Raw genomic sequence first — 23,173 nt, 5'->3', positions numbered from 1 at the left:
CGTATCGGGCATCAGGCGCTGCAGAGCAGGAAGCAGAAACGCAAAAAACCCGCCACGGGGGCGGGTTTTCGTATTCTCACCAGTCAGCTCAGGCAACCTGGCCGCTGGCGAAAAGTTCTCGAATTACAGTGCAGTTACGTTAGCAGCTGCTGGGCCTTTCTGGCCGTTTTCGATAGAGAACTCAACTTTCTGACCTTCTTCCAGCGTTTTGAAGCCGCCGTTCTGGATTGCAGAGAAGTGTACGAATACGTCTTTGCTGCCGTCGGTTGGGGAGATGAAGCCGAAACCTTTCTCAGCGTTGAACCATTTTACTAAACCAGTCATTTTGTTAGACATTTGTCTTTCCTTCAATAAGTATTAAGCCGCAAAGGGCACGGGGTTTGTCAACAGGGTGGACTTATGAGGCACTTAAGAAGGAAGTCAGGAAGAAGAGATATCAAAGATAACGCTTTAACTGAAAACTGCTTTACTAAAATTGCTCGCATACGTTGTCTGTTTCAAAACCGACGATGCATTTACTCATAACAGAGGATGCAGTACAAGCCCTGATGCACAAATAAAAGCAAATTATTCATAACATGTTGTTTTTTATGATAAATTATTTTAGCGCTATTTTTGAGCGGATGGAAATTAACAACCAGAACTACAGTTTCATTACAGTTAACTAACCATTTCGCCCCTTTTCCGCCTCCCAACCTGCCGTCAGGGCAGCCATTTTCAGCGCAGGCTACGCAATCAAGCCAGGTTGAGGCATGATGATTTCCTGACAATCTGGCATCAGGGAAAAAAGCATGTTTGAGCTTTTCAAAGCGATTGGTCTTGGTTTAGTGGTTCTTCTGCCGCTGGCAAATCCGTTAACCACCGTTGCGCTGTTTTTAGGGCTGGCGGGTGATATGAATTATCGCGAACGGAATCGCCAGGCACTACAGGCCTCCGTTTACGTCTTTATTATCATGACCGTGGCCTACTATGCGGGAAATGCCGTGATGAATACCTTTGGCATTTCCATTCCAGGCTTGCGTATGGCTGGCGGGCTAATCGTGGCATTTATCGGCTTTCGCATGCTGTTTCCCCAGCAGCAGGCTGGCCATTCCATGGAGGCTGAACATAAGCTGGATGAGATCACGGAACGTAAGGTGGTGAATATTGCCTTTGTTCCTCTCGCCATGCCAAGCACCGCAGGTCCGGGGACGCTGGCGATGATCATCAGTGCTGCCTCTACCGTCCATCATGGCAATACTTTCTCTCCCTGGGTTATTACCGTAGCGCCAGTATTAATTTTTCTGAGCGTCAGCGTTATCCTCTGGATAAGTCTGCGCAGCTCCGGCGCCATTATGCGCCTGGTCGGTAAAGGAGGAATTGAAGCTATTTCTCGCCTGATGGGATTCCTGCTGGTCTGTATGGGAGTGCAGTTCCTGATCAATGGGGTAACTGAAGTGATCCTTAACTGGCCAGGGCAGGGATAATTCTCTCTTTTATCACCGACTGGAGAGAGAGCGGGCCGCGGTTGGCCTGCTCGCTGTGCTGATAAAAAAGCATAATGAAAAATATTTCTGATTGTTACTGGATTTCCTGTGGCCGCCATCTAGAGTAATTAAAACCCCCGCCTGATTATTATTCAGGCTAAGTAGCGAATGCCTGTTCTGGCAAATCGGACCGAATTTAAGAAAAGTTTAATTTCCTGATCACATCGGATAGCCGCGGGGCTGTCGATGGCGCTATTCCGGAGGTTTACTATGGCACATTACTCGCCAGGCGCAGGCCGGGCAATTACCGACTATTTCAACAGTCCGGCCTTTCACGCGCCCAAAGAGAGTGAACTTCTGGCGGCTATAATGACCGAATTAATGCGTCATGGCAGGCCAACTAACAGCAAAGTGATTATTGCCACGGTAATAGCCAAACTTGAGGGCGAAGTGGATGAAGCGATGCTGCAAGGCTATCGTAATTTGCTGACCCAGTTGTTAGAAGAGAAAGAGCCTTAAGCGGCCCCAACGCACTTTTCTCTAATTCACAGCAAAAAAAACCCGCACAAGGCGGGAATAAGACGAGCATTGCATCTGTTTCGCAGTGACCAGAGATCACTTTTATCTGCTGCTACCCTACGTAATGCTTATTGCATTCGTGTGACACGCTAATCCCCTTTCCTGTAATAACTTTTATCTACAGGCAGGATTGAGGCCACGAGTCATGCATTCTTCAATCCCTGGCGTACGGGCGCGGCGACAATCAGGCAGCTTTATCCGCAATAGGCGCGAGTAATGTTGCCCTGTGAATCACCCATAAAGTTCAGCCGGTTGAGGTTGAAATCCATGGTGACGGCAGAGTTATAAGGAATGGCCCGGACAGGATGCTCAAAACGAAGGCCGTCTATTGAGGAGAGAGGCTTACCCACATAGCGCTGATAGTCAGAGGCGCCACAACGATCCGCTTCCGGGTCCACCGAAGCTGAACTCCCCCCTTTTTGTGCCGCTGTCTGGCAGCCTGACAAGGCAACAAGCGCAGCGATAACGGCTAATTTTCCATATAACTTCATGATTTCTCTCCTGTGCGTTTAGTTCTTAACTCTGCAAAGCCTAACAGAGCCCGGCGACGGATGATAATCGCATTTTTCAGCAGCGGTTTGTTTCTGTGATCCGGGTCGAAATGGCACAAACTGCGCCTTTTTTCACCGTTACCCAGCGCTATAATTTAAGAATAATCTCAGAAAGGAGGAAATATGGAACTGACAATATTTGTCCTTTTCGCGGTCGTTATGACCTTTGTAGCGGTTCGTGTCCGCTAAGTAAAAAAGCCCGTTTTCTGAACTGCTCCCCAAAAGTCGGACACCTGACTGATTAAGGTGCAGTTCAGTGAGCAGTCCTAAGTTCTCCCTTGAATTACGGCTCGCCGTTGTCCCTCATTATCTCAACGGCACGGATGGCTATCGTGAGACGGCCACCCGTTTTGGCGTGGGCCGCCCAGCGGTTCGCCGCTGGGTTTCCGCATGGCAGCAGCACGGCATTGACGGGCTGACATGGAAAACGGGTGACTACACTCCCGAGTTCCGGCTGAAGGTTGTCCACGCCGCCATCGATGATAAAATTTCGCTCCGCGATGCCACAGCTAAATTTAACCTTCTCAATGAGAGCACCGTTTATCAGTGGATTAAACGGTTTCAGGCGTCCGGGGCCGGGGCGCTCTCTGGCCTGAAACGCGGAAGACCGAAAAAGCCGGATCCCATGCATAAGGACATCACCTCCCCGCCAGTACCACGCGATAATTCCCCTGATGCTCAGGCCGAGCTGCGCTACCTTCGCGCCGAGGTTGCCCCATTAATCACAAGGCGGTTCAGCGCCTGATGGGCGAGCTATCGCTCCGCGCCGTTATCCGCGTCAGAAAATACTGCTCATGGAAAGGTCAGGTGGTGAAAATCGCCCCCAACCGCCTGCAACGCGACTTCACGGCCAGCGGTGCCAACGAGAAGCGGGTGAGTGACGTGACGGAGTTCGCCGTTAACGGCGAAAAGCTTTACCTCTCCCCGGTGATTGACGCCTTCAACAGCGAGGTTATCGCGTACAGCCTGTCGGGAAGGCCCGTGCTGGTACTGGTTGATACGATGCTGGATAAAGCATTTACGAGGCTGACGCCGGGGGATGCGCCCGTGCTGCACACCGACCAGGGCTGGCAGTACCAGATGACAGCTTATCAGGACAGGCTCCGGGCGGCAGGCGTGGTACAGAGCATATTGAGAAAGGGCAACTGCCTTGATAACGCGATGGCAGAAAGCTTTTTCGGCACGCTTAAATCCGAATGCTTCTATCTGGAGGAGTTCAGCAGTATTCCTGCGCTGAGAGAGGCCATTGACGCCTGTATCCACTACTACAATCATGAACGAATCAGCCTGCGACTCAATGGCCTCAGCCCGGTTGAGTTCCGCTTACTTCAACAGGTGGCGGCCTGAGCGCAGAGAGCACGAGTCGAAGCCTGACTGGGGCTGGAAAAATGTACATTTTCTTGATTTATATCAACAAACCTTCAGGCAACATTTCATCATGACAGGTTGGACAGAAGATAATCTTCCGCTCAACTAATAAGGGAATTTATTCAATGGCTATTCCGGTTTACTTATGGCTCGAAGATGATGGTGGATCGCCAATAAAGGGCAGTGTTGATGTTAATGGTCGAGAAGGAACCATAGAAGTTAGTGAACTAATGCACTCTGTAGAACAGCCCACTGATTTTCTGACTGGGAAAGCGATCGCAAAGCGCTTGCATAGCTCATATGCTTTCATGAAAGGCATCGATAACTCATCGTCTTATCTGTACAAAGCATTGTCTACAGGTCAGACCCTAAAAAGGGCTGTATTTAAGTTCTATCGCATCAACCACAACGGATTCGAGGAAGAGTATTTCAGGACTACGCTGGAGAACGTGAAAGTAACAGAAATAGAACCGTTCATGATGGATATAAAAAATCCTCAATGGGAAAGGCATGCTCATCTTGAATACGTTGATTTAGCTTACGAGAAGATCACATGGCATTACCTTGATGGCAATATAATTCATTCTGACTCATGGAAAGGACGGCTACATAATGGCGTGGGTATATGATGTAAAAACACACACCTTCACCCGTAATGGTGAAAAGTACACCGCTGACTATGCCGGAGCGACTGGATATAAAAACGATAGCTCCCAGGAATGTGTGAGCGGGAAAGGCCCTCTTCCCAGAGGGACTTATACAATTGGCTCCCCTCACAATTCTCCTCACACGGGGAAATACACACTAAACCTTACCCCGAACCTGAGCAATGCAATGTGCGGACGCTCAGCTTTTCGCATACATGGCGCGAGCAAGAGGCATCCACTGGACTCATCCGAAGGATGTATTATAGCCTCCATCAGCGTCAGAAAGAGCATTTGGGCGAGTGGTGACCGGGAGCTAAAGGTGAAATGAAATATATTGCTATTGTCCTTGCTGTAATGGCTTCTCCTGCCGCTATATCTATGCAAATGGAGGGGTTTGGTGCTAACTACTACCAGGATGATGCATCCGTTCCTGAATACGATACTAACAAGGATTTATCGCCTCACGTTATTATTGACGATAACATGTTTTTAATGGAATACAGCACCCTTGCAGACATAGCGAAAACTACTGACGTAACCATTAACAAAGGAGATCAAGCCTCATGGCTTTGCCTGAACTCAAAAGGCGTGAACTATTGGTTTATTTCAGATAACGAGATGGGACAAGGCGATTTAACATCTATTGCAGTAGCCAGAAATGAGAGGCCTAAAGGATGTTATTCTTATTCGGGTGATTTAGGAGTAACAATCAAGGGGATTCTTTTATTGAATATGACATTGAAAAAGATTTCATCTTCGTTTTCTAACACTCCAGATGCAAATGTGTTTAGATATTGCAATGACACCAAGACTTATGGTGATTTCACACAGATGAACTGCCTTCAATACAATCTTAAAGACAAGAATGTAGAGGGTGTGATAATTAGTCAAGTTACGTCTAATTAAACTTGCATGGGACTATTAAGTCCAAAACTGCCTGTTCGCAACTTTGTAGATGATTAATGGGACATGTAAGCGATGTAGTCCTGTTTGTCCTATGAAGTCCCCTGACCATCTGCTTGTGGTCAGGGGACGGCTCCTAAAAAACTGAGTCCAACATTACGGGGTCAGTTCAATTACGCGGGCTTTTTTATTGCTGCGCGTTGCCATCAAACCGTCAGTACTGGCTCTTCCTGTAGTAGCAACTGGAAACGTTCCAGCGGCATCGGTCTGCCCAGATAGTAGCCCTGCCCTTCCTGACAGGCGATCGCCTGCAGCTCTTTCAACTGTTCCCGGGTTTCAATCCCTTCAGCCGTCACCGTCAGAGAGAACGCTTTGCCCAGCCCGATAATCCCTTCTACGATAGAGAACGCCTGCGGTGAATGGGGGAAATCGTTCATATAAGAGCGATCCATTTTCATGCCGTCAAACGGGAAGGTTTTCAGGTAGCTCAGCGAAGCATAGCCTGCGCCGAAATCATCCACCGTCAGCCTGACACCGAGTTTTTTCAGCGCCTGCATCACTTCCAGCGCGCTTTGTGGATTTTCCAGCGTAATGTTCTCAGTAATCTCCAGCTCAAGCCGATCCGGCGCCAGGCCGCTGGTGTTAAGCGCATTTGCCACGCGAGCCGCGAGCTGACCGCTACGAAACTCAACGGGAGAGATATTCACCGATACATACATCGGCGCAGGCCAGTTCATGGCATCGTTACAGGCACGGTTAAGCACCCAGTCACTGATATCAATAATCAGGCCGGTCTCTTCTGCCAGCGGAATAAAGCCGTCCGGCATAATCATCCCTGTTGCCGGATGCTGCCAGCGAATCAACGCTTCTCCGCCTTCCAGCCGCCCTTTTTTCAGATCGTAGCGAGGCTGATAAAATAGTTTAAGCTCGTCCCCGCTGATGGCCTTGCGTAAGTTGCACTCCAGCTCCCGGCGGTTACTCAGTTGTTCAGCCATTTCCGCCGTGTACCAGGTCCAGCGATTTCGTCCTTCACGCTTGGATTTATAGAGGGCAATATCGGCCAGGCGCAGCAGCTCTTCTGCCTGCATCGCGTCCTTTGGTGCCAGCGCAATGCCAAGACTGGCACCGATAAAGATCTCGTGCTGCCCCAGCCAGAAAGGGCGCTGAATTTCATCCAGCAGCTGGCGACAACAGTGAGCAATCTCCTCTTCGCCCTGAAGATTGGATACGATCAGGATAAACTCATCGCCTCCCTGGCGGGAGACCAAATCCCCGGCCTTCAGCACGCTCCGCAGACGGTGCGAGACCTCGTTCAGGACACAATCCCCGGCAGCGTGTCCCCAGGTATCATTGATCGGCTTGAAATTATCCAGATCAAGGCTTATCAGCACCAGAGGGCGCTCTTGAGTAGGCTGCGCCTGTAACCGGCTGAGTAAAAACTCACTCATGTAAAGCCGGTTAGGTAAACCTGTCAGCGCGTCATGCTGTGAAAGATAATGGACCCTGGCCTGGGCCTCCACTTCACGCGTCACATCCGAAACCGTGCCGCGATAGCCCACAATCTGCCCGTTAAGCTCTACGGGATTGGCGATCAGATTGCATAACCGGGTTACGCCCAGCGCCGTGATCGAAAAGCAGCGCAGCACGTGTCGCTGCCCATCCGCACGCTGCTGGAAAATCCACTCTGATACGGCCTGGTCATCATGTTGCAGGATCTTATCAATAGAGTGTCCCAGCAGGTGAGAAACATCATAATGCGTGACGGCGGCAAATCGCTTCGACAGGTAGATCAGGACTCCCTGGGCATTCGTTTCCCAAATCCAGTCGGAGGCCGTTTCCGCCACGTCCCGAAAGCGCGCCTCACTGGCTGCCAGTTCAAGCTGGCTTTGTACCAGCTGGTCAAAGCGGTCATCGGAAAGCGCGGCATTGTGCATTGCATGATTAATGACGCGGCGAGCCACCAGCCCGATAATCACGACCGTTATAAAGAGCATCGGCAATAAAAACAGCAGCAGGCTGCCGCCTGGCTCGCTGGAGTCCCAACGAATCACAAGGGGATTATCATCCGCGATCTCTTCATTCAGCAAAGGCGGTAAAAAAAAGTCCTGTGTATTATTGGGAACGCGGGCATTAAGCACACCGACGCTGGTACCAAACGCTTTTAGTTTTTCAGGCGTGAAACGATTGACGAAGACCATTACCGAAGGCGGGCCTTTTTTCATTTCAAGACCCGGCACTTTACCCGTGGTAATAGGCGCAGCAGCCACGATGGCTGGCGTGGAGCCGACCAACGCGTTTTGCGTCAGCGCGCTTTGCTCCTCTGCCAGCGCACGTGCGCTGCGGATTAGGGGCGCAGTATGGATCCCCAGCCAGCTTTCCAGCTGAATGTCCGTGAGCTGGCCGTTGACTACTGCATAACTGGTCCTGCCCTCACCATCAACAACAAAAACCCCTTCATAGTGATATTCAGTAAACAGGCCGGGACCGAAGTTTTGCTCATCAAATGCCCAGGTGCGATTGACTTTCAGATGCAGGTTATTCCAGGCTTCGCCCCAGAAAGCGTAATCACGTATATCTGTCAGTATGCTCTGGCGGCTCTCCTTCCAGGCATTCTGCAACAGGAATGTCTCCTGCTTCACGGCATCTTCGTTCTGACGCCATGCAATGCCCACCACCATCAGCATGGAAAGCAGCAGCACGCTGCTTAACAACAGCGTCAACGACATCAATAATCGTCGGGTAAAAAGGGTCGTTTTCTGCCCGTCTGCGGCGGGCAGCGGGCTAAGTACAGAGGGGTATTTCATTAACTCGGGACCTTATCAAGCAGGCTACTCAACCCTCCATGTTGGTAAGTGCCGTATGGCGTAAAAGAAATCGCTGGTCCTCTCGTCCTCCAGACGCGATCGTCTAATCACTATCGGCCTGGAAGAGCAACAATTTAGGACGTTTTTGCAGGAATGCGGGCATCTCGACAGCTTTGCCGACGCTTGTTACCATCCCCCGATAGCCGTCAGAGAAAGAGTGCAATGAACAATCATGCCGACAAAGTGACATGCACCTTACTCTGCATGGGAATGTGCCTTGTCTGGTACACCCTTACCCTTATCGTGAGTGCGTTACCGGGCTATTCCGCTTTGGCAGCAACAGGCATGTTAATGCCGCTGCTTTGCGTGGTGGAGTTTTCTGCATTAGTGCCGCTTTATCGCTGGTATACCAGGCATTATGCCAATATCCCGTTAGGCACCCTTTCATGGCGCCAGGCGGCGCTATTCAGCCTGCTGCTGCTCGGCCTGATCGCTTCGCAATCCTTTTATCTGCCGCAGGAAAGTTGGACGGGCGGTCAGTTTGGTGAAGGGCGGAGCAAAGTGCTCCTTTTCTCTCTGGCCGTGGTGTTGCTGGCTCCGGTGTTTGAGGAGATCTTATTTCGCGGATTCCTGATGCAGGGACTTCTGCTCTGGGCGCCCAGGCAACGTCTGGCCTGTGCTCTGCTGACTTCCATCGGTTTTGCTGCTATGCATACGCAGTACACCCATTTTCAGACGCTGATTGCGCTGATCGTCCTCTCTCTGCTGCTCTGTTATGCCAGACTGTTATCAGGCGGACTCAGGCTTCCCATTTTTCTGCATATGTTGAATAACTTTATCGGCGTCTCACCCTGGCTCTGGATAACGTTGACGCAGTAGAGCCTTACCTGGGTTGGGCGAATATAACCATTCCGGTTTATTTATAACTTTTTCATCTATCGATAGCGGATAATCTACTATTTGTCCTGGCAATGGGTACTCTACACTCGCGAACAACTTAAAGGTAAGGAAGCGTCATGAAAACTCTAATTCCATCTGTTATCGCCCTTGCGCTGGCCGGTTCGTTTGCCGTGCAGGCGGCAACGCCACCCGATACGCTGGTGATTGCCCAGTCAATCGATGATGCCAGCAGCTTTGATCCGGCAGAAGGCTTTGAGCTGACTTCCGTGCAGGCTTTCACTAACCTTTATCAGCGTCTGGTGCAGTCCGACCCGCAAAATCCTACCGATCTGAAACCCACGCTGGCGACAGCCTGGCAGCCCGGCAGCGATAACCGCAGCATGACATTTACGCTGCGTGACGGAGCGAAATTTGCTTCCGGTAATCCGCTGCGTCCTGAGGATGTGATCTTCTCGCTGAGCCGCGTGGTGAAGCTGAATCTGGACCCCTCTTTTATCCTGACCCAGTTGGGCTGGACTAAAGAGAACGTGGATGCGCAGCTCGTTAAAGTGGATGAGACGCATGTCAAAATCAGCTGGACGGCTGACGTCAGTCCTACCTATGTTCTGAGCCTGCTGGCCGCGCCAGTCTCCTCCATCGTTGATGAAAAAACCGCGATGGCGAATGCCAAAAACAATGACTTTGGCAACAAATGGCTGGCCGCTCACTCAGCGGGAAGCGGTCCTTTCCAGATCCGTAAATATATTCCCCATGAAGTGGTGCTGCTCTCCGCTAACCCGACCTCGCCCGGCGGCGCCCCTAAGCTGAAAAACGTGCTGATTAAAAATGTGCCAGAGCCTGCCGCCCGCCGTCTGCTGCTTGAGCAGGGGGATGCAGATATCGCCCGTAACCTGGGCGCTGACCAGATGGCCGCGTTGAAAAACAAAGCGGGCGTGAAGCCGATGGCAATCCCGATGGCTTCGCTCTATTACATGCAGTTTAATATTGACGCTAATCCGGCACTGAAAAATCCTGCATTGTGGGAAGCTTCGCGCTACCTGTTTGATTATCACGGTATCGCCGACGATCTGTTGAAAGGTCAGTTCCAGGTGCATCAGGCGTTCCTGCCGGAAGGCTTCCTGGGCGCGCTGAACGACAATCCTTACACTTTTGATCCTGACAAAGCTAAAGCCATTCTGAAAAAGGCTGGTCTGAGCAACGTCAGCTTTAAGCTCAGCGTCAGCAACCAGCCGCCCTACCTGGATATTGCTCAGGCTCTGCAGGCCAGTTTCGCCAAAGGCGGCATTAAAGTTGAGCTGATCCCAGGCCTCAGCAGCGAAATCGCCACCTCTGTTAAGGCGCACAAATATGAAGCCACGCTGAATGCCTGGGGAGCGGACTATTTTGATCCCAACACCAACGCGGCCGCCTTTGCCTATAACCCGGAAGATGGCAGTAAAACGCTGGCATGGCGTTCAAACTGGCATATCCCTGAACTGAACAAGCAAACGCTGGCAGCTACCGCAGAGAGCGATAAGGCGAAACGCGTTGAGCTTTACCAGAACATGCAGCGTGAAGTACAAAAAAATTCGCCTTATGTGGTGGGTCTGCAGGCGCGTAACCTGATTGCGCTGCGCGATAACCTGAAAGGCTACGTTCAGGGGATCAACCCGGATATGGTTTACTACAGCCAGGTCAGCAAGTAATGACGGCTTCTGTTTCTCAAGCCGGGTCCGCCCGGCTTTTCTGGTTGCGAAGTGGACGCCTGTTCACCGGTCTGGCTTCTCTGGCAGTAACGCTGCTGGGCCTGCTGGCGTTCACCTTTATGCTCTCTCACCTGTCGCCGGTTGATCCTGTTTTGCAGATTGCCGGCGATCACGCCAGTGAATCTACCTATGCACAGGTTCGTCACGATTTAGGTCTGGATGAATCGTTGCCAATGCAGTTCTGGCATTACGTCACCCATCTGGCCACGGGCGATCTGGGGATTTCACGCCTGACCAACCAGGCGGTGAGCAGCGATTTGCTGCGCACCTTCCCGGCCACCATTGAACTGGCTACCTGTGCAATGATCTTTGGCGCGCTATCTGGCATCCTGCTGGCGCTGCTGGCCGCATGGAAACCCGGTAGCCTGGTAGATAATCTTGCCCGCCTGATCTCGCTGTTAGGCTATTCCGTGCCGGTGTTCTGGCTCGGGCTGCTGGGGCTGCTGCTGTTTTATGCCGTGCTGCACTGGTCAGCCGGACCAGGACGCCTGGACGATATCTGGATCTACACGCTGGAACCCAAAACCGGGCTGGTGCTGGTAGACAGTTGGCTTTCCGGTGACCCGGAAATGTTCCGCAATGCGGTCGCCCACCTCTGGCTACCGGTAGTGGTGCTGGGCCTGCTGGCCATGGCCGGGATCACCCGCCTGCTGCGTGCGGCGCTGCTGGAAGAGAGCGGAAAAGAGTATGTTACCCTGGCGCGCGCCAAAGGCGCAGGCCGTGGGCGCATTCTGCTGCTGCACGTTTTCCCTAACGTGCGTGGCACGCTGATTACCGTGCTGGCTCTCTCCTATGCCACGCTGCTGGAGGGATCGGTATTAACCGAGACGGTCTTTGCCTGGCCGGGAGTGGGACGCTATATGACCACTGCCCTCTTCGCTTCCGATACGCCTGCCATTCTGGGTTCAACCTTGCTGATTGGCGGCTGTTTTATCACGCTGAATGCGCTGGCGGATGCTTTAACCTGGCTTACAGACCCGAGAACCCGATGACGCAAAATCTTACCGACCTTGAGGTCGCCGCACCTGTACGCCAACGTCGTCCCCGCATGACTTCGCTGGCTATTGGCGGCACGCTGGTAGCCGTGCTGCTGCTGGCAGCGCTGCTGGCCCCGCTGCTTGCGCCTTACGATCCTGATGCGCAGATGATGTCGGCACGCCTGCTGCCACCCTCTGCTGCCCACTGGTTTGGGACCGATGGCTTTGGCCGTGACCTCTTTTCCCGTGTGATTTACGGTTCGCGCCCTACGTTGCTGCTGGTATCGCTGATCCTGGTCCTCACCATCCCGGTGGGGATGCTGATTGGCATCAGCGCCGGTTATCTGGGCGGCTGGACGGAACGCGTGCTGATGCGCATTACCGATATCTTCCTGTCGCTGCCTAACCTGGTGATCGCTCTCGCGCTGGTTGCCATGCTGGGTCCGGGACTGATGAACGGCGCACTGGCGCTGGCGCTGACCAGCTGGCCGCCGTTTGCCCGCCAGGCGCGGGCCGAAACGCTCGCTTTGCGCCGCAGTGATTATCTGGCCGCCGCCCGAATGCAGGGCATTAATGGCCTGCGGCTGATGTTCGGCCATATTCTGCCGCTTTGCATGCCTTCCGCGGTGGTACGCGCCGCGCTGAGCCTGGGCGGGATTATTCTCTCTGCTGCCGGACTGGGCTTCCTGGGTATGGGCGTTCAGCCGCCTACCGCAGAATGGGGATCGATGGTAGCTGAGGGCAGTAAGGTGATATTCGACCAGTGGTGGGTAGCGGCTGCACCTGGCGGCGCTATTTTGTTTGCCAGCCTGGCCTTTAACCTGACGGGCGATGGCCTGCGTGACCGACTGGATACCCGAAATGGCAACTGAAACCTCTCCTCTTATCGTGGCCGACAACCTGCGGATTGCCAGTGCATCTGGCCAGCCGTTGGTGAAAAATATCAGCTTTACGCTGGGCCGCGAGCGCGTGGCGCTGGTGGGCGAGTCCGGTTCGGGCAAGTCGCTGACGGCGCGCAGCCTGATGGGCTTACTCTCGCCGGGTCTTGACCTGCAGGCCACCACGCTGAACGTAGCGGGCGAAAATGCCCTGACCCTGAGCGAACGCCGCTGGAGCCAGCTCAGAGGCAGCAGTATGGCGATGGTGATGCAGGACCCCAAATACGCGCTTAATCCTATGCGCACTATCGGCTGGCAGGTTGCCGAGCCGCTGAAGCTGCATACCCGACTGAGCCGCGCGGAGATCAAAGAGAAAGTCTGTGACATGCTGGATGCGGTAGGGTTACCGGAACCCAGGCAGCTGATGCAGCGCTATCCTCACCAGCTTTCTGGCGGGATGGGTCAGCGCGTAATGCTGGCGATAGCGCTGATTGCCGATCCGCACTGTCTGATTGCCGATGAACCAACTTCCGCACTCGATCACGCTATGCGCGATCAGGTGCTGGCGCTGATCCGTCGTCTGGTGGAGCAACGCAATATGGGGTTACTGCTGATCAGCCACGATCTGCAACAGGTCTCTGAACATTGTGAGCGGGTAATGGTGATGTATCAGGGCGAAATCCTGGATACGCTGCCCGCCGCAGATCTGCCACGGGCAACCCATCCCTATACCAGCACATTATGGTCCTGCCGCCCGAGTAAAGCGACGCAGGGTCAGACATTACCGGTACTGGACCGCACTGCGCTGGAGGCCTGGCGTGAACATGATTGAACTGGCTGAAGTCAGCGTTTCCCATCGTCAGGGATATGAACAACGCACCGTGGTGCATGACGTTACGCTCAGTGTAAAACCTGGCGAATGTTTTGGTCTGGTAGGCCCTTCCGGCTGCGGCAAGTCTTCGCTGCTGTGGGTGCTTGCCGGGCTGAACCCCAACTGGCAGGGCGCGATGTCGCTGGCTGGTCATGTGGTGAAACCCGGAAAAGCCTTTACCGGCCAGCTGCGTCAGGATGTGCAGATGGTCTTTCAGGACCCTTATGCCTCGCTGCATCCCCGTCATCGTCTGCGTCGCACCCTGGCGGAGCCGTTGAAGCTGCTGAAAGTGGCCGATATCAACGACCGTATCGATCAGGGGTTCCGGCACGTAGGGCTGGAGCCTGCGCTGGCCGACCGCTACCCGCATCAGCTCTCTGGCGGCCAGCGTCAGCGCGTGGCGATTGTGCGGGCGCTGCTGCTGCAGCCAAAAATCCTGCTGCTGGATGAACCCACCTCTGCGCTGGATATGTCAGTCCAGGCTGAAATTCTTAATTTACTGAACAGCCTGAAGGCGCAGGATAATCTGACCATGGTGCTGGTGAGTCACGATCCCGATGTGATCGATCATATGTGCGATCGCGCAGTGCGGATGGAGAAAGGGTTTATCCTGGGTTAACGCCTTGTGGCTGGCCGCTGCTGCCAGCCACAACTCGCTGATTTTACAAATAACTTATCCAGATAACCGTTGCCGGAATGGGTATTTCCTCCCGCTTCCCTTCTCGCTATAGTCCTGATAACACACCGTTTACAGGACGCTTTCATGCAAAAATTCCTGCCTTTTACCCTGGCTTTAGCGCTGGGTCTGACTGCCCCCTCTTATGCCGCTACGCCTGCCGACACGCTGATCGTGGCGATCCCGCTTGATGGCATTATCAGCTTCGATCCGGCTGAAAGTTTTGAAACTGTCAGCACCAGTAGCCTGACCAACCTTTATCAAAAACTGGTTGATGCCGATCGAACGGATCCGCGCAAGCTGGTGCCACAGTTGGCCGCGAGCTGGCAGCCGGGGAGCACGGCTCACAGCCTGATTGTCACGCTGCAGCCTGGGGTGAAATTTGCCAGCGGCAACCCGTTTACCGCCGACGATGTGATCTACTCGCTGACACGCGGTGTCAGACTCAACAAGACGCCAGCCTTCATCCTTAACGAATTTGGCTGGACGCCACAAAACATTGAGCAACAACTGGTGCGCCTGAGCGATAACCAGCTGGAGATACGCTGGAGCTCACCTGTTGGTCGCGATCTGGCTTTACGCCTGCTTAGCGCGCCGGTCGCTTCCATTGTTGACAGTAAGCTGGCAGAGCAGCATGCCAGTGAGGGTGACTTCGGCAACAGCTGGTTACGCACGCACTCCGCAGGCAGTGCCGCCTATACCATCAAAAATTATGTCCCGCAGCAGGCGCTGGTTCTGGAGCAAAACGCCTTTGCCGCCGTTGCGCCTCACCTTAAACGCATTATTTTGAAAGGGGTGGCTGAGCCTGGCTCGCGCCGCCTGCTGCTTGAGCAGGGCGACGTGGATGTCGCCTACGATCTGGGCGCAGATCAGTTCGATGCGCTGAAGAAAGTGCCTTCTGTCCGCGTCGCCAGCTTTCCCTCCAGCCTGATCTATTATCTGGGGTTCAATACGCAGTCCAGCCAGCAGCCAGTGCTGGGTAACCCGGCACTGTGGCAGGCGGCTCGCTGGCTAATCGACTACAAAAGCCTTTCGCAAGAATTGCTCAAGGGACAATATCAGGTTCACCAGGCTTTTCTGCCGGAAGGCTTTGATGGCGCTCTGGATAATCAGCCTTTTCATTACGATCTGGCGAAAGCCAGAGCGATCCTGCAAAAAGGCGGCATCAGGCCAGGTACGCAATTTTCACTGACTATTGTAAATCAGCCGCCTTACACCGATGTGGCGCAGGCGCTACAGGCCAGCTTTGCTAAAGCGGATATTCAGATAACGATTCAGCCGGTAGCAGAAGCGGAACTCTGGGCGAAAATGCGCAGCAGAAATTTCCAGTCAATTTTCATTTACTGGGGAGCGGATTACGTCGATCCCAATACCAACGCCAGCACCTTTGCTTATAACATCCCTGGTGGCCCTAAAACGCTGGCGTGGCGCATGGGCTGGACTATTCCGCAGCTTAGCGCACAAACCAAAGCGGCAGCGGCAGAGAGCGATCTGCGCAAGCGTCAGGCGCTGTATCAGCAGTTACAGCTTGAGGTTCAGCAGAACTCGCCATATGTGGTGGCTTTACAGGGGCAGAAACTGGTTGGGTTGCGCAGTAACGTGCAGGGCGCCCGGCAGGGGATTGGCAGCAGCATGCTCTATTACGACGGGGTGAGCAAAGAGTGAAACGGGCGGCAAAGTGCCGCCCTGGTTTTGCAGAAGATGGCGGTTCTTCCGGAAATTAAAGCTCCTCAGGAAATTGCGGAGTCTGAAGCGTGCTTATGCTTATCAGCCTCGAAATGCGCTTTGAACTGTTCGTAAATAGAGATCATATTTGCCGCGTCACCCTGCATTGGGCTGAGCTTACCGGCACGTACCAGTTCAATTACCAGTTGCAGTGCAGCCTGCTTTGGGCTGCTGGCAGGATGGGAGATTTCAGTTGTCATCGTGGCTTCCATGAAAAGGAGTAAAAAGTAATTTTAACAAGATTCCTCCATTCCGGTTAATTTTTTCCAGCCCTCAGGCGGGCTGGTTTAGTGTTGTCAGCGACCTTTGCACAGTAATAACTTCGGCTATGGCGCTACTTCTCTGATTGGTTACTTTCTGTGCACTAACTACTGTGTCAGAGCAGTCTCTGTAGCAAGGCTGTAATAACCTCGTTCAGCAGGCTGCTTTTACTCAGCGACCTCTGCCATAAGGCGTTTCCGTTTAGTAAGCAATGTTAATTTATTTAACCAGATTTTGCCGTACTACAGCTCAATTTTCAAAGTTGTACAATTTTCGAAATAAACTTGTACAACGTACAAAAAACGACTACCTTTCTACGCTGTAATGAATTATGCATTTGCATAACCTTGGGAAGTGATCGTGGGTTTCCCACTTCCCGAGGCAGTTTTTTGCTGAAAATAATAAATCGATCGTTCAGAAACTATTACTGCATCCGGCCGTCGTCCCGGCAGGTTATTTGGAGAGAAAGTGATGCATGCAGAATTACCGTCTTCCCCACATGAATTAATGGACTATTTTAAAGCTGAAATGCAGGAAGCCGAAAGCGAAGTGGCTATTCTCGGTTCGATTGTTATTGAAATTTTGCAAAGCGGTAAGCCCGTCACCAATAAAACGATCATTGCGCAATTGCTTCACCGTCTGGAAACCACCAGCGATGTTGTTTCGCTGGATACTTACCGGCATGTGCTTGAGATGGTCGTGCATCAGACCGAAGATGACTTTATTGGGTAATCTCTGCCGCTGCAGCAGGCGCTCACCTCTGCAGCGGCTTTACTACTTAACTCAAATCGTCTTTTGCTGAAAAAACTACGCTGTAAGCTGGTCCTCTTCTCCGCCTTTCTTCCCTGCTTTATTCACAGTATCGATTTTTTTCACCTTATTAATCAGCCTGTCACTCCGGAACGCCCACCCGATTACATGAGCAAAATCAAGGCCAGGTAAAATAAGAGTTCTCTGCTGGCGCGCCCCCAGGCTTCGTCCGATATTGTCCACCTGTACTTGCAGTCAGCCCTGCGGTAATGCCAGGGTCAATAACGCTGACAACCTTTCCCCGCAAAGAGTGTCAGTCAGGGTAACCTCTTTTAAACTTTTTCTGGCTCTCTGAGATGAATGGATTAACCAAAATTGTTCTGGCCTTCGCGTTTAGCGGCGCTTTAGCACAGGCTGAGCCCGTTACGCTGACTCTTTCGCAGGAGCAGGATGGCGGCGACGCCGGACGCGCCTGTATCTATATTCACCAGGGGAGAGCGGAATACCGTCTGGTACAGCCTCAGCAAGCCTGCCCTTCCACCCTGACCCTGGACGCATCGGGCACCCATACCTGATAACGGGCACTTTTTTTCTTGTCTGGAGATACGTCCGGCTCAGGGAATATGTTACCTTTAGCCGGATGGCGATAATCTGAGTCTTATTCTCAGATTATGCTTTTTGACAAGGAGTTAGGCATTGAAAACGATCAATATTAAGCTGCTAACTCTGGTGGCAACATTTTTCGTCATTTTGTTGCATACTGCAGCGCTGCCGTTTGCCCACTTTCACACCGGCTGGTCCGTAGCGGTAATGTATGAAACGTTGGGTCGTATTGCTTTTCCACTTTTCCTGCTGATAGCGGGCTACATCTCACTCAATAAAAATGAGTCTTTGCTCAGCACGCTCAAGACCCGCGTGCTGGATCTGGTGATCCCACTGATTGCCTGGTCAGCCATTTATCTGGTTTACAGCGACCTGGTCCACGCTAATAAAACCCCCGTCAGCCTGCTGGAGCTGTTCAGTACCCCCGCTTATCCGCATATGTGGTTCATTTATACAATGATCCTGCTCTATCTGGTCACGCCGCTGCTTAATACGTTTATTACCTACGGCAGCCAGCAACGGGTAAATTACACGCTTACGGTCTGGTTTGTTCTCGCTTCGGTCTACGTGCTGCTGGATAACGTCAAAGCCAGCCTGCTGGAAAACCACACGCTCCCTATGCCAAGCAATATTGACATGGTGGTTTATCTCTCCGGTTTTTATATTCTTGGTGGGGTGGTTCGCCGTTTTAATATCGCTCCTAAGGTCACTATTTCTGCCATTATCTTCGTGCTGGCTGCGGTACTGACCGCCGTAATGGCCTACTCGTTTTCCAAAAGCATCTACAGGCCAAACGATCTCTTCCTGTTCTATTCAGCGCCAACAATGGTCGTCATCTCGCTGGGCTGCTTTTTCATGCTGTTGAACGCCTCGTTCCGCTATAACCGGCCTGTTATTAAAGCGCTGCGGGTTCTGTCACGGCTGAGTCTGGGGATCTTCTTTGTTCATGCCATAGTACTGGAAGGTCTGGTAGCGTTACTGGATCTCGATTTCACCGGTTACTCCTCTATCATTACCATTCCTCTGGTCGCGCTGGCCTGCTTTGTAATCTCTGCGGGCATTATCTTTCTGCTGCAGCGCATCCCTTATGTGCGGCGCGTCACCTGACCCAGACAAAAACGGCCGCTCAGTTGAGCGGCCGTTTTTTCGGCAAAGAGCCGGGTTGCCACCTGCCATCAATAAACTGATGAGGCAAATCTGTGTGGCTGGTTGATCGCTTTCCGCGCAATCCAGTACAGCAAAATACGTTCTTCATCGCCATCCTGATCTGCCATCGCCAACAATTTTAGTGCCAGCGTAGCCTTGTTAACCGGTTGTCCTGTGATGCTCAGGTCAACCACCGCTTTACCTATGATATTACAGACTTCATCTTCACTTGAGGTTGTCAGATCGCTATCAGTATTCATTCTCTCCTCCTGTTGTGGGTAAACAGTAAGCCTGGCAGAGACCGCAGAGATTGCCATCTCATGGACACGCTCTCTTCATATAACTGTGCTAAGCCCTGCCGAACCCGGCATTTTTTTGCGGTAAATTATCCAGCGAATGGCAGCTGTACACCCATGCAGGCGGCAAATTACACAGCACGCGGGTCCGGTTCCAGGCAAAATATTCAGAAATGAGCGGCTCTGACAATGAGGTGTACTGGAACTGAACAAAAACGCCTTGCGGACTCAGCAACGAGGCTGCGCGCTCCAGGATGCCGTGACGCACCGCTTTGGGCAGGGACAAGAGCGGTAATCCTGAAAAGATAGCGTCATACTCTTCATTCAGGGCTTCGGCAGAGGCGCCGGTCACCCTCAGCCTTTCGTCCTGAAGAGAAGCCAGCTTAGGATGAAAACGGCTGTTAGTTTCAAAGGCCAGCAGTTCCGCATCTGGCCGCATCCGCGTCAGCAGATGTCGCGTTAACACACCATCCCCTGCGCCAAGCTCGGCAATACGTTGGCACTGGTTCCAGTCAACGGCATCTGACATCGTTTTGCACAGAGCCAGAGAAGAAGGTGCAATGGTGCCCGTTTTCCGCGGATCGGAAATGAATTCCTGTAAATAACCGGTTTTATCTTTGATATAAGAAAACGCAGATAACAACATAGTTGAGCCTCTGGCTAAAGGGTGACATGCAGTAGGCCACAATAAGCCTGGCGAGTGCTTAAAACTCTTCGCTTCCGCTATAAAACCAGGAGTAATCGCATAAATTTTTCCCCTTTTATTTCAGTCTGTTTATACCTGGCAACAGTTGAAAATATCGGCACACATCATATTCATCTGATAATGAATTTGAGTTAAGAAAAAACAGAGGAAAAAACGGAAAAAAATGTACTGGTATTTATTCTTAAAACAGCAGGAATAATAAAGCCTGAAATGGCTGCGTATTATGTCCATCCTGACCTGATATTTCGTCCCGTTAGCGGCGGCGGCTTCTGAGATAATTCTGTCTTTATAAAAAACTATTCGCTTCTCAGAGGCGATGCCAGAAAAATGCCGTTTTTCCTACTGAACGGCACTCTTAAAAGCAACGGACCTGTTTCTGTAACACCTTAATCAGAATGATAATATTCCCTTCTCAGTCGGGATCTGTTCAACCCTGAACTTTAAAATTATGCTCTGACTCCTGATCCCTGACGCCTTCCTGAGGAGCGATAAAATGAAAAAAATGAACGCGCTTGCGCTATTACTGATGATGGCCACCAGCGCCAGCGTTTATGCTGCACCCACTACTGGCGCAGCGGCAGGAAGTGAAGCGACTGCGATGTCTGATGGTAACTCCAATGCGGTAGGTATCGGCGCTGTGGGTGCATTATTGGGTATTGCTCTGGCCACCATGGGCGGCGGCGGCGATGGCTCTAACACCGGCACCACCACCACAACCACCGGCACCCAGGCGCACTAAAGCGCACTGCCTGTCTCCTTTACCGGTTTCCGGCGAGAGAGACAGGCTTTCCCCCTCCTCTGCCTTCGGGTTATACGCTCTTCAGTTCACGAAGCACCGCTTCCACCTTACGACACTCCTCCGCGCTGAGCGGCAACAGTGGTCGCGGTAAGATGGGCGAACAGATACCCAAAATCTCCACTGCGCAATACATAACGCGCAGGCTGCTGAACGTTTTAAATAATGTCCACATTGGCTGCAGTTCCGCATTCAGCAGCGCAAGCCGATCGCCATCCCCCTTACGTGCAGCTAATGCCAGCGACATCGCCTGCGCGGGCAGTAAACCGCCCAACACGCTATACCAGGCATCGCCTCCGGCTAACATCGCTTCAGGTGCATGCCAGTCCACGCTGAACCCCAGAGCAAAATCTTCAGGAAAATCTGCTCTTAATGAGGAGATAAAGGCGGCATCGGTCCGCTCTGAAGAGGGGTACTTCAGCGCTTTAACGCCAGGCAGGCTGGCAAGCCGGGCCAGTAAAGCGGGCGTAAAGGTAAAGTGTGTGGTTCCGGGGTTGTTATAGATACAGAGGGGTAATGAGGTGCTCTCAGAGACCGCAACGAAATGCTGAAAGACCTCCTCATCAGTTAACGGTGTGTAGGAAACAGGGGCCAGCAGCAGTGCATCGGCGCCTGCCTCTTCCGCATCCTGTGCCAGAGTGATCGCCTCATCCGTGCGCAGTGCCCCCGCGCTGACCATAACAGGCACGCTGCCTTGCAGGCAATTTACCGCCGCCTCAATCGCCCTGCGCTTTTCTTCCCGGCGAAGAAAGGCATAGAGTCCCGTGCTGCCAAGAAGTCCTACTGAATCGACATTAGCCTGCCTGAGCCGCAGAAGGATTTTTTCAAGCGCTACAACATCAACCTCGCCCACCGCGTTAACAGGCGTGACAGGGAAAGCAGAAAGCCCACGAAATTGCATTAATCATCTCCCGGATGGATAGAGACGTTTGTTATATCACCTCTTCTTAAGAGGGGAAACGTACGGCTGATAGCCTATACTTACCGCTGGGTCTGTTTCATCACAGGAGCGAGCTATGTTGATTGGATTTGTACTACTTGTCAGCGCCTGTGGTTACGATGCCTGCGATGCGCTGCCTGTGTCAGAGCATATTTTCCCTACTCAGCTGGCCTGCGAGCAAATGGCCGAACGTATTCATCAGCGGCGCCCTGCTGCGGTGCTGCTGTGTGGTGAGGTACAGCGTCATGAGGGTAGCGAGATGACCGTAGTGAAGGGAGAGAAATAACTTTCACTACGGTCAGGTAAGCAAGCGCTAAATTATCAGCAGAGTGGTCTGCGGGGCATGCCAGACCAGCAGAGCTTCAGGCAGGCGTTAACGCCCCAAATTCGCGTCGAAAGTGTGCCAGCAGTCAGTTAAATCAATGACCATTTTCGCCTTACGGGCTTCATCAATTTTGATTGCCGTCAGGCCAGCTTCCAGGGCGTCAATAACTGAGACTTTTAGCGGCGTACCCGTCTTGATGTGCTTCACAATTTCAGCCGCCATCAGGGCATCTGCACCGTAGTGGCCGTCGTAAGCGTTACCTTCATAGGTGGTGGACACTGTTTCTTCACCCGTGCGCGCATCGTGAACACGGAAATAGTTGCGAACAAAGTCCCCTTCAGCCATGCCATCGGTACCCATTACGCAGAAGCGGCGGAACTCATCAGGGACATTAAGATTGGCGTGAAACGCCATTGTCGCTCCCCCCTGGTACTCTATGATTGCCGTCTGATAGTCGACAATATCCGCATCACTTTCAAATACAGCGTCCGTGCTGGACCAGCCACTTGGCTTGATATGGTATAGCTCCGAGTCTGTAGTAATCGCCCCCTTTGGAGCATGTTCAGGGGTAAAGGATTTACGGCCGCCGAAGCTGGCTACCCTGATGGGGCGTTCCCCCAGTAGGCCCTGATAGAGATCGATATCATGGCAGCATTTTTCAAGAATATAGGGACCGGCATAACGCTCATAGCGTCGCCAGTCGCGCATAAAGAAGGCCCCGTGATAAGGCTTGATATGCTCTGTGGCTTCAATGGAGGTGATTTCTCCCAGCCGGTTCTCTGCTCTGGCTTGCAGTAAATCGTGGTAAAGCGGCGAATACCGCAGCACCAGCCCCACCAGAATATTTTCCTGGCCATACTGGCGGACCAATTTTGCCAGCGCCATGGTCTGCGCTTCGTTGATCACCACCGGCTTCTCGGTGAAGACCCGTTTTCCCGCTTTCAGCCCCGCTTCTATATGTTCAAGATGCAGATAATTTGGTGAACCGACCATCAGCAGATCAAACTCCCCTGCTGTAAGCATTTCATCAAGCGAAGCAAAAGCCCTGCCGGCGGGAATACCAAACTTCTCCAGATTGGGCAATCCGGCAGGAGAGGGATCGACATAGCCGACAATACTGAAATCGGGGTCGGATTTGTTGAACTCATTCACTACGTTGGAGAGACGAAAGCCCAGGCCTGTAATCGCTACTTTCATGTTGAACCCTGCCCATATTGGTCACGGAGAGTTGAAATGCTTCCCGAAGGCAGCTTGCAGTAC

Annotated in this window: 25 protein-coding genes and 1 pseudogene; 18 read left to right on the top strand and 8 right to left on the bottom strand. The window is 52.4% G+C overall.

The features are described from left to right. Positions 1-123: 123 nt before the first annotated feature. The gene (gene cspA / locus SD961_RS07995; RefSeq protein ID WP_013200976.1) at positions 124-336 is read right to left on the bottom strand and encodes an RNA chaperone/antiterminator CspA; all 213 of its coding nucleotides are present in this window, start codon (positions 334-336) and stop codon (positions 124-126) included. A gap of 455 nt (positions 337-791) precedes the next feature. Here cspA and SD961_RS07990 point away from each other — a divergent pair, with 455 nt between their 5' ends. Further along, positions 792-1,466 (top strand): MarC family NAAT transporter, encoded by a 675-nt coding sequence (locus SD961_RS07990; RefSeq protein WP_318789858.1) that lies wholly within the window; start codon positions 792-794, stop codon positions 1,464-1,466. 270 nt (positions 1,467-1,736) lie between these two features. Further along, the gene (locus SD961_RS07985; RefSeq protein ID WP_306207571.1) at positions 1,737-1,985 is read left to right on the top strand and encodes a biofilm development regulator YmgB/AriR family protein; all 249 of its coding nucleotides are present in this window, start codon (positions 1,737-1,739) and stop codon (positions 1,983-1,985) included. A gap of 254 nt (positions 1,986-2,239) precedes the next feature. Here the strand turns inward: SD961_RS07985 and SD961_RS07980 are convergent, their stop codons facing one another. Further along, the gene (locus SD961_RS07980; protein ID WP_318789857.1) at positions 2,240-2,536 is read right to left on the bottom strand and encodes an I78 family peptidase inhibitor; all 297 of its coding nucleotides are present in this window, start codon (positions 2,534-2,536) and stop codon (positions 2,240-2,242) included. A gap of 316 nt (positions 2,537-2,852) precedes the next feature. Between SD961_RS07980 and SD961_RS07975 the strand changes: the two are divergent. The 4 genes and pseudogenes from SD961_RS07975 (at position 2,853) to SD961_RS07960 (ending at position 5,517) form a co-directional block, all read left to right on the top strand. Beyond that, positions 2,853-3,943: pseudogene (locus tag SD961_RS07975) on the top strand (IS3 family transposase). A 146-nt stretch (positions 3,944-4,089) separates the two neighbouring features. Then, entirely contained in the window at positions 4,090-4,593 is a 504-nt protein-coding gene (gene tssD, locus SD961_RS07970; protein ID WP_318789856.1) for a type VI secretion system tube protein TssD, read from the top strand. Beyond that, a complete protein-coding gene (locus SD961_RS07965; RefSeq protein WP_318789855.1) occupies positions 4,577-4,939 on the top strand; it encodes a tlde1 domain-containing protein in 363 nt (120 codons plus the stop codon). The genes tssD and SD961_RS07965 overlap by 17 nt, the downstream gene beginning before the upstream one ends. Next, positions 4,936-5,517, top strand: coding sequence for a hypothetical protein (locus tag SD961_RS07960; RefSeq protein WP_318789854.1), 582 nt, complete (start codon positions 4,936-4,938; stop codon positions 5,515-5,517). Before SD961_RS07965 ends, SD961_RS07960 begins: the two co-directional genes overlap by 4 nt. A 203-nt stretch (positions 5,518-5,720) precedes the next feature. On the opposite strand, the gene SD961_RS07955 is transcribed toward SD961_RS07960, so the two are convergent. Further along, positions 5,721-8,318 (bottom strand): EAL domain-containing protein, encoded by a 2,598-nt coding sequence (locus SD961_RS07955; RefSeq protein WP_318789853.1) that lies wholly within the window; start codon positions 8,316-8,318, stop codon positions 5,721-5,723. 222 nt (positions 8,319-8,540) lie between these two features. Between SD961_RS07955 and SD961_RS07950 the strand changes: the two genes are divergently transcribed. The 7 genes from SD961_RS07950 to SD961_RS07920 all read left to right on the top strand — a co-directional run bounded on the left by SD961_RS07950 (position 8,541) and on the right by SD961_RS07920 (position 16,030). Continuing rightward, entirely contained in the window at positions 8,541-9,197 is a 657-nt protein-coding gene (locus SD961_RS07950) for a CPBP family intramembrane glutamic endopeptidase (RefSeq protein WP_318789852.1), read from the top strand. A gap of 137 nt (positions 9,198-9,334) precedes the next feature. Continuing rightward, a complete protein-coding gene (locus SD961_RS07945) occupies positions 9,335-10,903 on the top strand; it encodes an ABC transporter substrate-binding protein (protein ID WP_318789851.1) in 1,569 nt (522 codons plus the stop codon). Beyond that, positions 10,903-11,955 carry an ABC transporter permease gene (locus tag SD961_RS07940; protein ID WP_318789850.1) on the top strand — a complete coding sequence of 351 codons (1,053 nt, stop codon included), beginning with the start codon at positions 10,903-10,905 and terminating at the stop codon, positions 11,953-11,955. The genes SD961_RS07945 and SD961_RS07940 overlap by 1 nt, the downstream gene beginning before the upstream one ends. Continuing rightward, a complete protein-coding gene (locus tag SD961_RS07935; RefSeq protein ID WP_318789849.1) occupies positions 11,952-12,812 on the top strand; it encodes an ABC transporter permease in 861 nt (286 codons plus the stop codon). The genes SD961_RS07940 and SD961_RS07935 overlap by 4 nt, the downstream gene beginning before the upstream one ends. Then, a complete protein-coding gene (locus tag SD961_RS07930) occupies positions 12,802-13,650 on the top strand; it encodes an ABC transporter ATP-binding protein (RefSeq protein WP_412916664.1) in 849 nt (282 codons plus the stop codon). Before SD961_RS07935 ends, SD961_RS07930 begins: the two co-directional genes overlap by 11 nt. After that, positions 13,643-14,308, top strand: coding sequence for an ABC transporter ATP-binding protein (locus SD961_RS07925; protein ID WP_318790161.1), 666 nt, complete (start codon positions 13,643-13,645; stop codon positions 14,306-14,308). Before SD961_RS07930 ends, SD961_RS07925 begins: the two co-directional genes overlap by 8 nt. Before the next feature lie 144 nt (positions 14,309-14,452). Next, a complete protein-coding gene (locus SD961_RS07920; RefSeq protein WP_318789847.1) occupies positions 14,453-16,030 on the top strand; it encodes an ABC transporter substrate-binding protein in 1,578 nt (525 codons plus the stop codon). Between the two features lie 65 nt (positions 16,031-16,095). On the opposite strand, the gene SD961_RS07915 is transcribed toward SD961_RS07920, so the two are convergent. Continuing rightward, positions 16,096-16,290, bottom strand: a complete 195-nt coding sequence (locus SD961_RS07915) for a hypothetical protein (protein WP_318789846.1) — start codon at positions 16,288-16,290, stop codon at positions 16,096-16,098. A gap of 568 nt (positions 16,291-16,858) precedes the next feature. Between SD961_RS07915 and SD961_RS07910 the strand changes: the two genes are divergently transcribed. The 3 genes from SD961_RS07910 (at position 16,859) to SD961_RS07900 (ending at position 18,811) form a co-directional block, all read left to right on the top strand. Next, positions 16,859-17,083 carry a biofilm/acid-resistance regulator YmgB/AriR gene (locus SD961_RS07910; protein WP_318789845.1) on the top strand — a complete coding sequence of 75 codons (225 nt, stop codon included), beginning with the start codon at positions 16,859-16,861 and terminating at the stop codon, positions 17,081-17,083. A 374-nt stretch (positions 17,084-17,457) separates the two neighbouring features. Further along, the gene (locus SD961_RS07905; protein ID WP_318789844.1) at positions 17,458-17,676 is read left to right on the top strand and encodes a hypothetical protein; all 219 of its coding nucleotides are present in this window, start codon (positions 17,458-17,460) and stop codon (positions 17,674-17,676) included. Between the two features lie 121 nt (positions 17,677-17,797). Then, the gene (locus tag SD961_RS07900) at positions 17,798-18,811 is read left to right on the top strand and encodes an acyltransferase (protein ID WP_318789843.1); all 1,014 of its coding nucleotides are present in this window, start codon (positions 17,798-17,800) and stop codon (positions 18,809-18,811) included. 68 nt (positions 18,812-18,879) lie between these two features. Here SD961_RS07900 and SD961_RS07895 read toward each other — a convergent pair whose 3' ends face one another. Continuing rightward, complete coding sequence (locus SD961_RS07895) at positions 18,880-19,110, bottom strand: hypothetical protein (RefSeq protein ID WP_318789842.1); 231 nt, start codon at positions 19,108-19,110, stop codon at positions 18,880-18,882. A gap of 88 nt (positions 19,111-19,198) precedes the next feature. Beyond that, positions 19,199-19,792: a methyltransferase gene (locus tag SD961_RS07890; RefSeq protein WP_318789841.1), complete on the bottom strand. Its 594-nt coding sequence runs from the start codon at positions 19,790-19,792 to the stop codon at positions 19,199-19,201. 553 nt (positions 19,793-20,345) lie between these two features. Here SD961_RS07890 and yjbE point away from each other — a divergent pair. After that, positions 20,346-20,591 (top strand): exopolysaccharide production protein YjbE, encoded by a 246-nt coding sequence (yjbE, locus tag SD961_RS07885; RefSeq protein WP_318789840.1) that lies wholly within the window; start codon positions 20,346-20,348, stop codon positions 20,589-20,591. A 70-nt stretch (positions 20,592-20,661) separates the two neighbouring features. Here the strand turns inward: yjbE and SD961_RS07880 are convergent, their stop codons facing one another. Beyond that, on the bottom strand, positions 20,662-21,549 hold the full coding sequence (locus tag SD961_RS07880) for a dihydrodipicolinate synthase family protein (RefSeq protein ID WP_318789839.1): 888 nt from the start codon (positions 21,547-21,549) through the stop codon (positions 20,662-20,664). Positions 21,550-21,664: 115 nt separating this feature from the next. Here SD961_RS07880 and SD961_RS07875 point away from each other — a divergent pair, with 115 nt between their 5' ends. Next, entirely contained in the window at positions 21,665-21,874 is a 210-nt protein-coding gene (locus SD961_RS07875; protein ID WP_318789838.1) for a hypothetical protein, read from the top strand. Between the two features lie 87 nt (positions 21,875-21,961). Here the strand turns inward: SD961_RS07875 and SD961_RS07870 are convergent, their stop codons facing one another. Beyond that, a complete protein-coding gene (locus SD961_RS07870; RefSeq protein ID WP_318789837.1) occupies positions 21,962-23,110 on the bottom strand; it encodes a Gfo/Idh/MocA family oxidoreductase in 1,149 nt (382 codons plus the stop codon). Positions 23,111-23,173 lie beyond the last annotated feature (63 nt).

Source organism: Erwinia sp. MMLR14_017, from assembly GCF_033657285.1.
Taxonomy (GTDB): domain Bacteria; phylum Pseudomonadota; class Gammaproteobacteria; order Enterobacterales; family Enterobacteriaceae; genus Erwinia.
This window is presented reverse-complemented; position numbering and strand designations above follow the sequence as displayed.

Excerpts from the sequence above, each read along its gene's own strand:
- cspA (WP_013200976.1), bottom strand. The coding sequence starts at position 336 with ATGTCTAACAAAATGACTGGTTTAGTAAAATGGTTCAACGCTGAGAAA.
- SD961_RS07990 (WP_318789858.1), top strand. The coding sequence starts at position 792 with ATGTTTGAGCTTTTCAAAGCGATTGGTCTTGGTTTAGTGGTTCTTCTG.
- SD961_RS07985 (WP_306207571.1), top strand. The coding sequence starts at position 1,737 with ATGGCACATTACTCGCCAGGCGCAGGCCGGGCAATTACCGACTATTTC.
- SD961_RS07980 (WP_318789857.1), bottom strand. The coding sequence starts at position 2,536 with ATGAAGTTATATGGAAAATTAGCCGTTATCGCTGCGCTTGTTGCCTTG.
- tssD (WP_318789856.1), top strand. The coding sequence starts at position 4,090 with ATGGCTATTCCGGTTTACTTATGGCTCGAAGATGATGGTGGATCGCCA.
- SD961_RS07965 (WP_318789855.1), top strand. The coding sequence starts at position 4,577 with ATGGCGTGGGTATATGATGTAAAAACACACACCTTCACCCGTAATGGT.
- SD961_RS07960 (WP_318789854.1), top strand. The coding sequence starts at position 4,936 with ATGAAATATATTGCTATTGTCCTTGCTGTAATGGCTTCTCCTGCCGCT.
- SD961_RS07955 (WP_318789853.1), bottom strand. The coding sequence starts at position 8,318 with ATGAAATACCCCTCTGTACTTAGCCCGCTGCCCGCCGCAGACGGGCAG.
- SD961_RS07950 (WP_318789852.1), top strand. The coding sequence starts at position 8,541 with ATGAACAATCATGCCGACAAAGTGACATGCACCTTACTCTGCATGGGA.
- SD961_RS07945 (WP_318789851.1), top strand. The coding sequence starts at position 9,335 with ATGAAAACTCTAATTCCATCTGTTATCGCCCTTGCGCTGGCCGGTTCG.
- SD961_RS07940 (WP_318789850.1), top strand. The coding sequence starts at position 10,903 with ATGACGGCTTCTGTTTCTCAAGCCGGGTCCGCCCGGCTTTTCTGGTTG.
- SD961_RS07935 (WP_318789849.1), top strand. The coding sequence starts at position 11,952 with ATGACGCAAAATCTTACCGACCTTGAGGTCGCCGCACCTGTACGCCAA.
- SD961_RS07930 (WP_412916664.1), top strand. The coding sequence starts at position 12,802 with ATGGCAACTGAAACCTCTCCTCTTATCGTGGCCGACAACCTGCGGATT.
- SD961_RS07925 (WP_318790161.1), top strand. The coding sequence starts at position 13,643 with ATGATTGAACTGGCTGAAGTCAGCGTTTCCCATCGTCAGGGATATGAA.
- SD961_RS07920 (WP_318789847.1), top strand. The coding sequence starts at position 14,453 with ATGCAAAAATTCCTGCCTTTTACCCTGGCTTTAGCGCTGGGTCTGACT.
- SD961_RS07915 (WP_318789846.1), bottom strand. The coding sequence starts at position 16,290 with ATGACAACTGAAATCTCCCATCCTGCCAGCAGCCCAAAGCAGGCTGCA.
- SD961_RS07910 (WP_318789845.1), top strand. The coding sequence starts at position 16,859 with ATGGACTATTTTAAAGCTGAAATGCAGGAAGCCGAAAGCGAAGTGGCT.
- SD961_RS07905 (WP_318789844.1), top strand. The coding sequence starts at position 17,458 with ATGAATGGATTAACCAAAATTGTTCTGGCCTTCGCGTTTAGCGGCGCT.
- SD961_RS07895 (WP_318789842.1), bottom strand. The coding sequence starts at position 19,110 with ATGAATACTGATAGCGATCTGACAACCTCAAGTGAAGATGAAGTCTGT.
- SD961_RS07890 (WP_318789841.1), bottom strand. The coding sequence starts at position 19,792 with ATGTTGTTATCTGCGTTTTCTTATATCAAAGATAAAACCGGTTATTTA.
- yjbE (WP_318789840.1), top strand. The coding sequence starts at position 20,346 with ATGAAAAAAATGAACGCGCTTGCGCTATTACTGATGATGGCCACCAGC.
- SD961_RS07880 (WP_318789839.1), bottom strand. The coding sequence starts at position 21,549 with ATGCAATTTCGTGGGCTTTCTGCTTTCCCTGTCACGCCTGTTAACGCG.
- SD961_RS07875 (WP_318789838.1), top strand. The coding sequence starts at position 21,665 with ATGTTGATTGGATTTGTACTACTTGTCAGCGCCTGTGGTTACGATGCC.
- SD961_RS07870 (WP_318789837.1), bottom strand. The coding sequence starts at position 23,110 with ATGAAAGTAGCGATTACAGGCCTGGGCTTTCGTCTCTCCAACGTAGTG.